This window comes from Nitrospinota bacterium (genome assembly GCA_027619975.1).
Lineage (GTDB): Bacteria > Nitrospinota > Nitrospinia > Nitrospinales > VA-1 > JADFGI01.
Genome location: JAQCGX010000012.1, coordinates 36,577 through 50,677, shown reverse-complemented (window position 1 = coordinate 50,677; position 14,101 = coordinate 36,577). Strand labels below are relative to the sequence as shown.

At 47.9% G+C, this 14,101-nt stretch carries 10 protein-coding genes; 2 read left to right on the top strand and 8 right to left on the bottom strand.

The window, feature by feature from the left end; all coding sequences use genetic code 11:
* Positions 1–26: 26 nt before the first annotated feature.
* Both O3C58_06105 and O3C58_06100 read left to right on the top strand, forming a co-directional pair.
* The gene (locus O3C58_06105; GenBank protein ID MDA0691434.1) at positions 27–1,004 is read left to right on the top strand and encodes a methyltransferase domain-containing protein; all 978 of its coding nucleotides are present in this window, start codon (positions 27–29) and stop codon (positions 1,002–1,004) included.
* On the top strand, positions 931–2,025 hold the full coding sequence (locus O3C58_06100) for a molybdopterin-dependent oxidoreductase (protein MDA0691433.1): 1,095 nt from the start codon (positions 931–933) through the stop codon (positions 2,023–2,025). The genes O3C58_06105 and O3C58_06100 overlap by 74 nt, the downstream gene beginning before the upstream one ends.
* On the opposite strand, the gene pgl is transcribed toward O3C58_06100, so the two are convergent.
* From pgl to O3C58_06060, 8 genes are all read right to left on the bottom strand, one after another.
* Positions 2,026–2,772 carry a 6-phosphogluconolactonase gene (gene pgl, locus O3C58_06095; protein MDA0691432.1) on the bottom strand — a complete coding sequence of 249 codons (747 nt, stop codon included), beginning with the start codon at positions 2,770–2,772 and terminating at the stop codon, positions 2,026–2,028.
* Positions 2,773–4,311: a glucose-6-phosphate dehydrogenase gene (gene zwf, locus O3C58_06090; GenBank protein MDA0691431.1), complete on the bottom strand. Its 1,539-nt coding sequence runs from the start codon at positions 4,309–4,311 to the stop codon at positions 2,773–2,775.
* 1 nt (position 4,312) lies between these two features.
* The gene (gnd, locus tag O3C58_06085) at positions 4,313–5,209 is read right to left on the bottom strand and encodes a decarboxylating 6-phosphogluconate dehydrogenase (GenBank protein ID MDA0691430.1); all 897 of its coding nucleotides are present in this window, start codon (positions 5,207–5,209) and stop codon (positions 4,313–4,315) included.
* Between the two features lie 265 nt (positions 5,210–5,474).
* The gene (locus O3C58_06080) at positions 5,475–8,933 is read right to left on the bottom strand and encodes a PAS domain S-box protein (GenBank protein MDA0691429.1); all 3,459 of its coding nucleotides are present in this window, start codon (positions 8,931–8,933) and stop codon (positions 5,475–5,477) included.
* Positions 8,934–9,396: 463 nt separating this feature from the next.
* Entirely contained in the window at positions 9,397–10,335 is a 939-nt protein-coding gene (locus O3C58_06075; protein MDA0691428.1) for a DUF3179 domain-containing protein, read from the bottom strand.
* 44 nt (positions 10,336–10,379) lie between these two features.
* Positions 10,380–10,913, bottom strand: coding sequence for a peroxidase-related enzyme (locus O3C58_06070; protein ID MDA0691427.1), 534 nt, complete (start codon positions 10,911–10,913; stop codon positions 10,380–10,382).
* Positions 10,914–11,125: 212 nt separating this feature from the next.
* The gene (locus O3C58_06065) at positions 11,126–12,412 is read right to left on the bottom strand and encodes a hypothetical protein (GenBank protein ID MDA0691426.1); all 1,287 of its coding nucleotides are present in this window, start codon (positions 12,410–12,412) and stop codon (positions 11,126–11,128) included.
* 51 nt (positions 12,413–12,463) lie between these two features.
* On the bottom strand, positions 12,464–14,026 hold the full coding sequence (locus tag O3C58_06060) for a tetratricopeptide repeat protein (GenBank protein MDA0691425.1): 1,563 nt from the start codon (positions 14,024–14,026) through the stop codon (positions 12,464–12,466).
* Between the last annotated feature and the right edge of the window lie 75 nt (positions 14,027–14,101).

Below are 14,101 nucleotides of genomic sequence, written 5' to 3'. Positions count from 1 at the left end.
ATTAAATTTTTGGAGAGGATTGGAAAATGAACGAAAGAAGATCGTGTTGTGATTCCGATGAAACTGATGATGTTTCCAGGGAAGATGTCCGTAATTTTTACTCAAAAGCGGCTGTCTCCGCCCAGGAAAGCCTGTGCTGTCCGACACAATACGATGCTGCCGATCTCTCCCACATCCCCGAAGAAGTCCGCGCCATTTCCTACGGGTGCGGCAGTCCGGTAAATCGAGCCAGTATCCGACCCGGAGAAACCGTGGTCGACCTGGGCTCCGGCGGCGGCATCGATTGCTTCATCGCGGCAAAACTCGTCGGCGAATCCGGCAAAGTTTTCGGAATCGACATGACCGATGAAATGCTCAAAGTCGCACAAACAAATGCCATCCCAGTGGCTGAGAACCTTGGTTATAATAATGTCGAATTCAAAAAAGGTTTTCTCGAAGCCATTCCTCTTCAAGACCAGTCGGTGGACCTTGTCACCTCCAACTGCGTGATCAACCTTTCCACCAATAAAAAAGCAGTGTTTGAGGAAATCAACCGGATTTTAAAACCCGGCGGCAGGTTTGTCATCGCCGATATCATTTCCGAAAAAGAAGTTCCCCAGGAAATGCGCAATCATCAGGAGTTATGGGGCGAGTGCATTTCCGGCGCCTTGACCTTGGGCGAATTTCTGGATGCCGCACGGCCCCACGGCTTTCACGGCTTCCAGATCAAAAAAGACTACCTGTGGAAAATTGTGGAGGGGATCAAATTTTATTCTTATACCCTGGAAGCGTTCAAACTGAACGAATCCAAATCCGCTTCCTGTTGCAGTGAATACACCGCCACCTACGCCGGTCCCTTCGATTCCATTTCGCATGGTGGCAACACGTACCACGTAGGGGTGACCGTGGACATCGATGCCGATCAGGCGGAGTTGATGCAAACCTCTCCCTATGCGGCGCATTTCATCGTCACCGATCTGGATTCAGAAACACCGGCTGAAAAAGCCGACTCCTGTTGCGGATAATGGGGGCTCGTTCCCCCTGCATTGGAAAATGACCCGGTCGCGGTTTCTACGGTTTCTGTTTTTTACTGCCTTCTTTCTACTCACCCTTCCCTTCAAAGTCCTGGCGGATATGGTGCCGCGCGTATTCAAAACGCGGAAGCACCCCTTACCCATCACGCCGGTAGAAGAATTCTATGTCGAGGACACCTCAGGCCCGCCGAAATCATTGCGGAAGGGATCTAAAGACTGGCGCTTGACCGTCAAAGGCAAAGTGGATCACCCGCTGACGCTAGACTACAAACAAATCCTGTCCCGGCCCTCGGTGAAACGCATCATCACCCTTAACTGCATCGGCAACCCCGTCGGGGGACGCGCCATCGGCAACGCCGAGTGGGAAGGAGTTTTGTTGAAGGACTTGATCGACGAAGCCGATCCGCATTTTTTTTCCAGCACCCTTATTTTAAGAGCCGAGGACGGGTATTACGAAAGTATTCCTCTCAAAAAAGCCAAACACCCCTCCGCCCTGCTCGCCACTAAAATGAACGGGCAACCTTTGACTTTGAATCACGGCTTTCCCCTGCGTTTATTGATCCCCGGCCTCTACGGCATCAAGCAGATGAAGTGGATTAAAGAAATCGAAGTTGCTAATCACCATCCTAAAGGATATTGGCATGAAAAAGGATGGTCCAAACAGGCGAAAGTCAAAATAATTTCACGCATAGACACGCCGGAGAATAACGAAGTATTGCGTTCCCGCCAAACTGTAATTCGCGGAATCGCCTTTGCCGGCGACCGGGGAATTCAATACGTGCAGGTTTCCATCGACGGCGAAAGAACCTGGTCTCTCGCCAAACTCGAAAAACCCCTGTCTCCCACCTCGTGGGTGTTCTGGTCGTTTCCCTGCGCCTTTCCGAGTGCGGGGAGCTGCCGCATCGCCGTGCGCGCCGCCGACCAGTACAGCGGCATCCAGCAGGACGATCTCCGCGATCCCTTCCCCAACGGCACTTCTGGAATCCACCGGATTGAAGTGTTGGTTTCCTGATCAGGATTTCTTTTTGATCGTAGATGCCGCTTCCTCATCCAGAAACCATTCGAGGGTTCCTTGCTCGGGATGGACGTGGGCGGCGGGGTAGTGTTGACTTTGCGGGGATTGGTTGAGGATGTCAGCTACCACTTCGGCTTTTCCCTGTCCGGTGACAATGAAGGACACGCGCCTGGCATGATTCAAAACTTTTAAAGTGAGGGTGATGCGTTTTTGCCCGCTCCCGGGATGAACGGCAACGGCACAGATGCCTGACGGGTCTTCAATCGCTTTCACGCCGGGAAACAGGGAGGCGGTGTGGCCATCGGTTCCCAACCCCAGAAGAATCCAGTCAAACTGCGGCATTTCTCCATTGTATAAATGGCAATGACGTTTGATCTCTTCGGCGTAGCGAGTGGCTTCATCGCTTGCATCGTTTTCACCGTGAATGCGGTGAATGTTCTCCGGGTGAATGGCGAGGGGGTCCAGCAGAGCCTGCCGGGTCATGCGGTAGTTGCTGTCTTCATGATCGGCAGGGACTGAGCGCTCGTCTCCCCAGAAAAAATGAATGACATCCCAGGGGATAGATTTTTTAAACTCGGACCGGGAAAAATATTCGTACACCGCGCGCGGGGTACTTCCGCCCGCCAGCACCAGGTTGAACGAACGCCCCGCCTTTCCAGCCTGCAAGGAGGCGGCTAGCAACTCCTCAGCCAGGGCTTCTGCTAACGCCACCGCGTCTGGAAATAATTTTATCTCGGCACCCACCTAAAACTCACACACAAGACCATCGTCCACCAGGTTTTTGCAAGGGTAGCGCCACTCGACACCATGCTCATGAAACAAGGCATTGGCCTCTCTGGGCCCCCAGGTCCCCGCCGGATAGCCATGCACTTTGAGTTCCGGATTGTTTTGCCATTCCTGCAAAATAGGATCAACAAACCGCCAGCAGGCTTCCACCGCATCTCCCCGCGCATACAGGGTGGAGTCGCCCAGCATACAGTCGAGCAATAACCGTTCATAGGCGGACGCAACCCTTGTATTTGACAATTCGGAATAATGAAAATCCATGTTCACGTTCTGCACGTGAAAACCGGCGCCGGGCACTTTCAAGGCGAATTTCAGGACGATACCTTCATTCGGCTGAATGCGCATGATCAACTGGTTGAGCCCGCCGCTTTCTTTGCTTTCCTTGGCAAACAGGAAATGCGGAGTGGGCTTGAAATGGATGGCCACCTCCGTCACCCGTGTGGGCAACCTCTTCCCGGCGCGGATGTAAAACGGAACCCCTCCCCAGCGCCAGTTATCGATAAATACCTTAACCGCGGCAAAGGTATCGATCCTGGAATCATCGGGGACACCTTCTTCCTCGCGGTAACCGGGGATAATTTCGCCGTCTATGACGGAAGTGGTGTATTGCCCCCGAACCGCAAATTCACTCACTTCCTCACGGGGAATTTCTCTGAGAGATTGAAACACCTTGACGGTTTCATTGCGTACCGCCGTGGAGTCAAAGGAAGAGGGAGATTCCATGGCGACGACTCCCATGATCTGCATCAAATGGTTTTGCACCATATCGCGAAGCGCCCCGGCGCCGTCATAATACTGTCCGCGCCCTTCAACGCCGATACTTTCCGCGGCAGTGATTTCGACATGGTGGATATAATTCCGGTTCCACAAGGGTTCGAAAATACCGTTGGCGAATCTGAATACCAGAAGGTTCTGCACGGTTTCTTTTCCCAGGTAATGATCGATCCGATAAATCTGCGGTTCACGAAATATCCGGGTCATGGTTTTCATCAGATGCAAAGCCGATTTCAGGTCATACCCGAAGGGTTTTTCGATGATCAAACGCTTCCAACCCGCGGGGTATGAATTTTCCTTTTGCAACCCCTGAAACCCGAGGTTTTGAATGATGGGTTCGTAAGTGCTGGGTGGGACCGCCAGATAATAAATATAGTTTCCACCGATTTTGTAGCGCTTGTCCAGAGTCTCCAGCTTGGATTTTAATCTTGCAAAATCCTCACCGTTGGAAGAGTCCATGGAAAGGAAATGAAATTTTTTCAGAAAGTTCTGCAGTTTTTCTTCATCAACCGGTTTGCTCTCGGAAAATTCCTCTACGCTTTCCACCATGAGGTCACGGAATTTGCTATCCGAAAGTTTGGACCGGCCCACTCCCAGTACGGAAAAATTCTCCGGAAGAAAACCAAGCTTATGCAAATCGAACAAAGAAGGAATCAATTTTCTTCTGCTCAAATCCCCAGATGCGCCAAAAATGACAAGTATGCAGTTACCCGGTTTTTTCATGTTATTTCCTTTTAATTGAATGACCGCCGAACTGGTTTCTGAGGGCCGCCAAAACTTTCATGGCAAATGAGTCCGGCTGCCGAGATTGAAACCGGGCTAAAAGAGACATCGTGATCACCGGGGCGGGCACGTCAAAATCCATTGCCGCCTGAACCGTCCACCGCCCTTCACCGCTGTCCTCTACATAACTTTTGATTTTGGATAGTTTGGGATCATCCGTAAACGCCAGTTCGGCAAGTTCCAATAACCACGACCGCACCACACTCCCCTTCTGCCAGACTTTGGTGACGGCTAAAATATCCAGATCGAAAGGCGACTTTTCCATAATCTCGAAACCTTCCGCATATGCCTGCATCATGCCGTACTCAATGCCATTATGGATCATTTTCACAAAATGCCCGGCGCCGCTGGGTCCACAGTATAAATACCCTTCAGGAGGAGCCAGGGTTTTAAATACCGGTTCGACTTCCCCGCAAGCCGAATCCTTGCCACCCGCCATCAAACAATATCCATTTTCCAGCCCCCACACGCCGCCGCTGGTTCCGCAGTCGATAAAATCAATTCCCTGAGCTTCCAGATCCTTTGCTCGGTTTTGAGTTTCCCTCCAGTTGGAGTTTCCCCCGTCGATGATGATGCCGCCCTTTTTCAGCAGTGAAGCCAGTTCCGCGATATTTTCATCCACCGGCTTTCCCGCCGGGACCATCAACCAGATCACTTTCCGGTCCGGTAAATTTGCAACAAGTCCGGCGAGAGATTGTAAACCTGTGGCGCCTTTTTCCACGACGGCATCCACCGCCACCGCTGACGGATCATAGGCCACCACGTCATGACCGCCTTTGAGAAGACGTTCGACCATATTGGCTCCCATTTTCCCCAGCCCTACAAATCCGATTTTCATTATTGGCTCCTGTGACAATGTGGTGGGCATTTACTTCGGTTCAACACATATGGCTTCTTCGGGTGGTAAAACATCTTTTTTTGCCTGGGAAACTTATCTTCTCGAGGTCTTCATCCCTGCAGAGACATTTGAAAAGTATTATACCGCTAAAAGTGGCTAACTGTTTACCTATGCGGGAATTTATTGGGGAGTTTGGTGAGACGGATAGTGTTTATTAAAAAATATGAGAAAAGGAGATTGGCAGAAACATCCGGATATTTAGACTTTATTTTTTCTTACCATTGGCTAATTCTTTTTGATAATCCTGAAGGACTTCGAGAAGCTTAGCTTTTTTGATCGGTTTCGCCATATAGTCGGTGCAACCGGCATCCAGACATTTTTCCCGGTCCCCTTTCAAGGCGTGGGCTGTTAAGGCGATAATCGGAGTTTCCTGTAAATTATTTGTTTTTTCCATTTTCCGGATCATTTGTGTGGCGGTGTAGCCGTCCATTACCGGCATCGCCATATCCATAAGCACCAGGTCATAGGACTCGGGGTTAAATTTTTGTACTGCCTCCTCTCCATTTTCCGCAGTGTCCACTTCATGCGGAGATTTTTTCAAATACAGTTGAATCAACAATCGATTGTCAGCTGAATCTTCAACGAGAAGAATTCTCAATGCATCTTCCCTTACAGGAGTATTCTCTTTTTGGATCGCTTCTACTACCATTTTTTTGGCGACAGGTTCCTTTTTATCCAGTGTATCCAGAATTTTTTCGAGGAGTTTTTTCGGATGGATAAATTTTGACACATAACTCACCATATCCATCTCTCTGCAACGTTGTAAATCACCTTTGCGCGTGTCAATCGGCATCATCATCACAGCGGGAATTTGAATATTCAGCTCGTTCCTGATTCTTTCAAGTAAGCGAAAGCCTCCCACTCCGGGTAGACGGCTATTTACCAATAGCAATGAATAAGGCTCGTCATTAATTTGGGACCGCCGAAGAATCTCTAAAACCATTTCCCCACAGTCCCCATCGTCCACCCACAGCCCCCAGTCCAACAGATGGTCCTTGATCATCGAACGAACGGAGGGTCGATGCTCCACCAGAAGAACTTTCATTTTTTTCAACCTTTCAGGTATGACCAGTTGTTCTTTTTCAGACGGAGCATCAGCATCAAACTTTACCGTAAAGGAAAAATGGCTCCCCTCACCCATCTCACTTCTCACCCGAATTTGTCCTTGCATCAATTCCACCAGTCTCTTAGAGATTGCCAGACCAAGTCCTGTTCCGCCATACTTTCTGGTTATGGAGGAATCTGCCTGGGAAAAACTGGTAAAAATGGTTTTCAGGTTTTGCGAGGGAATACCAACCCCGGTGTCTGACACCGAAAAATACAATCCCCCCGCCTCGTCGGTTTCTTGATTTTTTTCCACATGAACGAGAACTTCTCCCTTCTCTGTAAATTTTATGGCATTGCCGATCAGATTGATCAATACCTGACGGAGCCGATGAGCATCTCCCAACAAGCATTTCGGAACATCGGGGGACACATGATAATTCAACTCTAATCCCTTTTCCTGCGCCCGCAGATCTAATATCTCAATGGTTTTTTCCAATAATTGCACAGGATCAAATTCGATTCGTTCCAGCTCAATTTGACCCGCCTCTATTTTGGAAAGATCAAGAATATCGTTTATCAGTAATAATAGATTTTCGCCAGCGCCACGGAATACGTTGACCCGTTGTTCTTGTTCCTCAGTTAATTTCGATTCAGCCAGCAAATCTCCCATGCCAATAATGGCATTCATGGGAGTGCGAATTTCATGGCTCATATTGGCAAGAAATTCGCTTTTAGCAGCATTAGCCAATTTGGCCTCTGCTTCCGCCTGTTCGGCTTTCTCTTTCGCCAGGACGAGTTCCTCTTCCGCTTTTTTCCTCACTGTAATATCTTTGAAGGTAACCACCGCCCCGACTATCATCCCTTCCTCATGGATGGGTGTACTGACATATTCAACAGGAAAGCTACTGCCATCTTTTCGCCAAAATACTTCATTGACTTCGTTACGTACCTTGCCATCCTTGAAAGCGGCGTATATATGGCACTCGTCCCGCTGATAAGGGGTTCCGTCGGCATGAGAATGGTGAATCAGGGAATGCTGAGGCTGGCCATGCAATTCTTCCACCGAGTAACCCAGCATCTTTTCTGCGGCAGGATTGACAAAGGTCGTGTTTCCTTGCAAATCAAGGCCATAAATCCCCTCTCCTGCTGAATCCAGAATCAGTTTGTTCTGGTTCATCACTCGTTCCATTTCCACTTTTTGCTGTTTCAATTCGCTAATATCCCGGATGACCCCGGTAAACAATCTTTTTCCTTCAATGATCAACTCAGTGAGCGCGATCTCTAAGGGAAAAAACGAGCCATCCTCACGCAGTCCAATCAGTTCCCGTTGCATTCCCATGGCTACAGACCTGCCGCTAGCCACATATTTTTTTATATATTCATCGTGTTGACTCTTATAAGGTTCCGGCATCAGCATATTGATGCTTTTCCCTAAAACTTCTGAGGCTCGATACCCAAATATTTTCACTGCCGCAGGGTTGAAAACCTGGATGATTCCTTTTTCGTCAATGGTAACGATTCCATCAATCACATTGTCAACAATCGCACGAATTTTAGCTTCACTTTGTTCAGTTTTTTCCTTTGCCAGGTTACGCTCTTTTTCCGCACGAAATTGCCGCAATCCCTGCCCAAAGACGACCACCGTTGAAAACAATAATAGGCCAATAATTGACTTGAATCCCCTTGCGATTATATAAAGGGGGCCGAATGCCTCCGTCACATCGATTTCGGTGGTGATTCCCAAATAGAGTTCCGGAAGCCAGGTCCATGCTCCCACAACCGGAACGCCCCGGTAATCGCTGTACCCTTCCACATCCACTCCCGATTTCCCATTTAGCGCACTTTCGGCCATACGGGTGAACGGCTGTTGGTGACGCGGGGTAACCGGAACAAATCCTTTCGCCAGGTTTCCGCCGGGATCGCGGACTTCAAGATTGAGAATAGCGGAAATTCCTTGCCCATCAGGAATGAGACCGAGCTTTTTTAATTGATCATTAAACCGGCTGTCAGAAAGCATGATTCCATCACGATCAAAAGCATAGGTTTCCCCCGTATCTCCATACCGACTCACTTCGAGTATTTTAGTAAATTTGACCTCTGGCCGAATCCGAAATGCCAACACGCCCACATTCTTACCCGCATTATCCAGAACGGGTGTGGATACAAACATAGTGGGCCAATTTTTCTGCCAGACCCCGTGGCTGTCAGGCAAGTCCACTTCGCCTGCAAAGGGGTTGGATAACACTGTTTCCCCTTGCAGGGTGCGATAGAAAAAATCAGAACGCTCAATCAATTGACGTTTGCCGACAGGTTCTTCCAATAAAGCTCCGACCTGCAATCCCGTATCATCAAGAAGCACAAATCCGATATATTCATATTTTTTGCAAGCTTCCCCCAGATGTTTTCTCAGCCATTGAAGTTCCTCGGATTGTTGGAGAACTTTTACTGTTGAGTTTTCCCGGTTAGATAATTCAATCAAGGAAAGAATTTTTGCACGGGTCTCAGGTTGGCTGGCCAGAACCTCGGCATCCAGTTTTTTTTCTCGGACCCAATGTCTGAGGGATTCAACATTCGCCGACAAGGTAGTCGTGAGTTGATTCGAAAGATTCCTTTTCATCTCCTTCTCAACAGATTGGAAAACATACCAACCGACCAGCATAAAAGACAACACGAGGATTATGAAAAATCCTATCTGTCGTCCCATGCCTGAGAAAGCATTTTTAAGAGGTAAATTTAGATTAAAACGAGTTCCCATAAACCAATCCGTAGTAAATGATTTCTATAACCGCCGATGAAAATCCCGGCAAAATAGAAATAGCAATTTTCTTGCCAAATTAGAGAGGCAAAGGGTTAACCTTTTAAATATTAGGGTTATTGATGGTTTGAAGAATTTGACAGAGTGCGAAGATCACTAAAAAGGTAGGATTTCCACCCACGCAGGACCACTATCTGAGTGGATTTTGTTACATATTTTAAAAAAGAGTCGATGCGGACGGAACTGCCTTATTTTTTACGGGGCGAGTGACCTGCTTTCCTTCATCCGTCTGAAAGATGAAAAAGTAATATCGATAACTTTTCCCTCACTGACTTTTTCTGAAGATATCGGTGTCCGGGTGAAAAGTAAACCACGCGAACCAAAACCCGACCACGGAAGGAATTTCATTTCCTTTAGCATCCCGGATCACGGCGGTTTGCGATTTTTTATCGAAAGTAACCGTTACCGGAGTGCCATTCAATTTATCCTGCACCGGCTGTTTGGCTTTTGCCAGTTCTGAAAACGGATAGGCCTTGACGGTCCCGTCAAAATCCACGCCAATCACTCGCTCCTTGGGGTGGAAGTCGCTGTTCCTGTTTTTCACCCTGAACATCAGCTGTTCGCTGATGGCATATCCCCGGTAGGGGTCACGGTCATAATCCCTGTGAAAACCCGTCTTCTGTGAAAGAACAAGGGTTTGCGGATATTTTTTCTTCCATTGTCCCCAAGAGGTTTGTGTGGAAGATAAAAGTTTTAACCGGGCGCCCGTCAACGGGCCGGTCACCGCTTCTGTCTTGATTTGCGACCACAGACTTTCAGTCTTGCGGTCGTAAAGCAACATATCGCTCTGGTAGAGTAAACCGGAAACGCCGAAGGTCAGGCTCTGTCCATTAACTTTAGCGTCGAACACCATGCCCGTACCGCATAAAGGGCAAAACGTAACCACGACCGGCTGCTTGCCTATTTTATCATTAACGATCTCATGCCAGTTGAGGATTTTGATGGGATAGGCTTTGGCTTGACCGTTTCTTGTCAAACCCAGCACACGATCTTCATCCTGCAAATAACCTTCAGCCTGATCGGCTGTTGTAAACAGAGGTTTATCGAGGGAAGGGATTCCGTCTTTGGGAGGCCCGCCTGAAAATATTTCATTCACGGGAATGCTGTGTCTGGAATAGTCGAACCCTGAAAGAAAAAAAACCGCGCATGCCGCTAAAATTATTCTTAGGAAGAAGGCTTTGTTTGATTTCTTAGGGAAAAACATAAAAACGCTCCCTTTATTGCTAGTACCTGCATCTAGGAAATTTTTCATGCTTCGGGCTGGACTCCAAGGGCATCCGCAAACCGGTTGATGGCGTTAAACAAGGCGGCAACCAAGGTCGCCTCCAGAATTTGTTCATGCGTCCAGCCAATTTTTTTTAATTCCTCAACGTCCGCATCTGAAACCTTGTAGGCATGACGAGTGACCTTTTCCACATAGGCAAGCAACTTTTTTTCTCCGTCGGATATTTCCGCCGCTTGCGGATCGTTCACAATCTGTTCTGAAATTTCAGAGGAAATTCCATATTGAGTCATAAAATTTTTGTGATGTCCCAAACAATAATCGCATTGGTTTATCTTCGAGACAGTGGACGCGATCATCTCTTTAACGGCCCGGGTCAGTTTGGTATTGGCCAGCATCGTCGTTTTTACCAGCGCCGTATATAATTCCAGTCCCTCCGGCCAAAGGCTCAAAACTTTCAAAACGTTGGGCACAATGCCCATGGAATCTCTCAGCTCGTCGTAAATTGCCTTGACGCTACCTTCCGCCGCATCCTCCGCTACCGATTCAATTCTAAACATAGGTCTCCTCAAAGAAGGTGTCATAAAAATCCGCACTCGATTTAAAAGGCGCTGTTCGAAATGAAGTCGGGGTGTCCATAAAATCCTTACACTTCTTACAGACAAAATTTCATGCAAAATATCAACAGCTTGCCTTAAAACTAAAAGGGGAGAAAACTATTTATGGAAAAAGTGGCTCTGGCAGGAGGTGGGGTCTTACTAACGCAAAGGAGTCAACAATTCATCTGCCGGGAAATTCCCTCAAGCCTGCCGGCAAAAAGAGAATGAAGTTCGCCACGGATTTTTTTGGAATCATACTCCACCATGGCTCCCCCGCCGTTCAAAAAATTCAGTTGATCGGTGACTTTCAGACAAGCAGAACGAACACCGGCCTCATCACTTTTTGCGGGAGCCATTAACATGAGATCTCTAAACTCGACCCCCGCCTGTATCGAATCGGTTAACTGCGGGTTGATGGCAAACCCCCGGTTTTTCTTCAGGTCTTCAGCAATCTCCAGAACTTCTTGAAATTTTACCTTGGCTTTAGCGTATTCGGAATCCAGAATAAATTGCAGGGCCCGCATCATGGCTAGTTCCTTGTTGCCTTTGAAATCGGGGTAGGGGGGATTGGCAAAATATTCCGATTCCAACGTTTCCATAAACTCCACCGCCTTGGCGCGGGACAAGGAAACAGACAATTGCTGCCCCTCCGGGATTCCGCTGTTACCAGGGTTGACTTGCTCGGAAATGTAAAACCAGGCAAGCGTTTTAAGAGCCAGAGGCATGGAGGGCGCCTTCTCACGAATGGCCTGTTCAATATGATCGAGCCCTTTTTGGCGCATGTCACGGCCCCCCTGCATGATGAAGTTTCCCACACCGCCCAAGCGACTGTTTCCGTACCGGTAAACTCCCAAACCAAAATGCGCATCCACCTGATTGGGGTCCAGTGCAAGGGCTTTTGCCAAATGGGTGTCCGCCTGAAACCCATTGACCAGGGCCGTTAAAAGGTGGCCGGCTCCGTATTCAAAAATGCCGATATAACCTTCCGATCCTCCCAAATACAAATACGCCTCGGCCTGTTGACCGGTCGTTAAATCTGGAGATTCCAGAATTTCTTTAGCCAGCTCTTTAGTGCGTGAACTGTGCAAAATAAATCGAGATGCAACCGCCTCTATTTTATATTTGCTGGTGAACGCCAGGGTGTGGCTGAGTTCCCCCAAAAGACCGGAGTAATAAAAATTGTACTTCATCAACTCCATCCGGTTACTCAGAGACTCCGGGGAACCTTCCAGGCGACTGATTTCTCTTTCAAATACGTCAAACCATTTATCGAATTTATAATACAACGAGTCCGTGAGCGCCTGTTCCCCCATCTCATGGGCGGACATTTTTTGCAGATCCAATTTTTCCACGGCAGTCGCCGCAGTTGATCGCCCAAGGGATACTATCAACAACAAAAATGCAAGCGCAAAACCACTGGCTGTGAGCTTGAATGATTTTGACTGCCATAGGTTAGTCATCTTTTTATTTGATCCATTGAGAGTCCCTCAATTTCATATGACGCACGGCGATCAAACATGATGGTGGGCTAATATCTGCCGAACATGGGAGAGACGAGGATTGTCGTCCAATTTAACAAAAAGCTTCTCCGCTTTTTTAAGGTGGGTAACGGCCTTGTCTGAGTCTTTGATCTTTTCCGTGTATAAATTTCCCAGCATAAAATGGACATCGGCAAAATCAGGCTTGACCTGCACCAATGCCTCGAAGACCTCACAAGCCTCCGCATATCTCTCCACTTCCATCAAGGTCAAACCCAGATAAAAATTTGACTGCACCGAACCGGGATTGAGGTTGACAGCATCTTTAAAATATCCCACCGCCCCCTGATTGTTTCCCGTCAAGCGGCTTGCCACCCCAAGATAATAAAAGATACTCGATTCTTTTGGTTCCAGAACCAGGGCATTGGTGAGAATTTTCAAAGCTTCATCATATTCCTTCTGCTTAATATAGGATGCACCCAAAGCGGAATAGGCGTGAATAAAATCCGGTTTGATTTGAATCACCTGCTTGAACGCCCAGATGGCTTTATGGATCAATTCCAATCCGGAATCTTCGAGGCTGCCATACGCGACCCCTAAATTGTAGAATGCGTCCACAAAATTAGGCTGATACTTGATGGCCATCTTGTAAGCGTCCACAGCGCCCTGATACCTTTCCAATTGCTGAAGCCGCAATCCCTCCTTCAACCATTCCTCAGCGGCCTTGCCGCTATCAGCAACCTTTTCATCCGGTTGGCCGAGTTGATGAACCAGGCTGGCTCGTTGCAGATCCCCCTGCTGAAGAAAAAGCTGTTCCGCCCGTTCAAGGTATTTCTCCGCCCGTTTGGGGTTGCGGAGTCTTTTGATATGAATCGACCCCAACTGGTATTGCGCTTCTGCAAAATCCGGCAAAAGGGTAACCGCTTTTTTGAAGGCGTGTCTCGCGGCGATGTGTTGTCCATATTCAATATAGGCAACGCCCAACAAGCAACTCCCATAAGCCATTGCCCGTTTCGATTCCAGCTCCTCACTTTTGCGTGATCTGGTTATAATTTTATTTCGCTCCAACCGTTCGAAAATTAATTGCAGCCAGAACTCCACGGTTGAAAAATCCGGCGATAGAGGAATCACTCGCTTGAACTCGGAAAAAGATTTTTTTTCTTTCCCCTGCACCCAGTAGGACATGGCCATGTCAATATAAACCTGGGGATAGTCCGGGCGAATTCTTGCAGCCTTCCTATAACATTCCATTTCCTGTTTGTATTTTTGCAGACACCCGAAAGCGAACCCCAGGAGATGATGGGCCGGGTAACAATCGGGATTTTGCTGTGCAAGGTTTTTTAGCGTATCAATCGCGAGCACAAAATTTCCAGCAATAATTTGCTCCACTCCATGTTCAAAGGATTCCAAATCGTTCCAGGAATAAGGGAGCAAATCATAAATATCTTCTATAATTTTCGAAAAAGATGTTTCTGGAACCTGCAAAGCTTCCACTTTTTTCATCATGCCGGGGTTCTTCTTGCGCAATTCGTCGGCCAACTCTGCCAGCGAAACATAACCCGATCGCGATGAATCGATTTCCTTGCTTTTTTTCACTTTACTATTTTTCAAGACCCTGACCGAATAATGGATGGATGCCCTGATTATAAATGTTTAAGCGGGGAATTTAAA

What these genes read in the sequence shown, in the direction of transcription:
- O3C58_06075 (MDA0691428.1), bottom strand. Translation starts at nt 10,335, where the DNA reads ATGTTTTTCCCTAAGAAATCAAACAAAGCCTTCTTCCTAAGAATAATT.
- O3C58_06100 (MDA0691433.1), top strand. Translation starts at nt 931, where the DNA reads ATGCGGCGCATTTCATCGTCACCGATCTGGATTCAGAAACACCGGCTG.
- O3C58_06065 (MDA0691426.1), bottom strand. Translation starts at nt 12,412, where the DNA reads ATGACTAACCTATGGCAGTCAAAATCATTCAAGCTCACAGCCAGTGGT.
- O3C58_06070 (MDA0691427.1), bottom strand. Translation starts at nt 10,913, where the DNA reads ATGTTTAGAATTGAATCGGTAGCGGAGGATGCGGCGGAAGGTAGCGTC.
- zwf (MDA0691431.1), bottom strand. Translation starts at nt 4,311, where the DNA reads ATGAAAAAACCGGGTAACTGCATACTTGTCATTTTTGGCGCATCTGGG.
- gnd (MDA0691430.1), bottom strand. Translation starts at nt 5,209, where the DNA reads ATGAAAATCGGATTTGTAGGGCTGGGGAAAATGGGAGCCAATATGGTC.
- O3C58_06080 (MDA0691429.1), bottom strand. Translation starts at nt 8,933, where the DNA reads ATGAAAAGGAATCTTTCGAATCAACTCACGACTACCTTGTCGGCGAAT.
- O3C58_06105 (MDA0691434.1), top strand. Translation starts at nt 27, where the DNA reads ATGAACGAAAGAAGATCGTGTTGTGATTCCGATGAAACTGATGATGTT.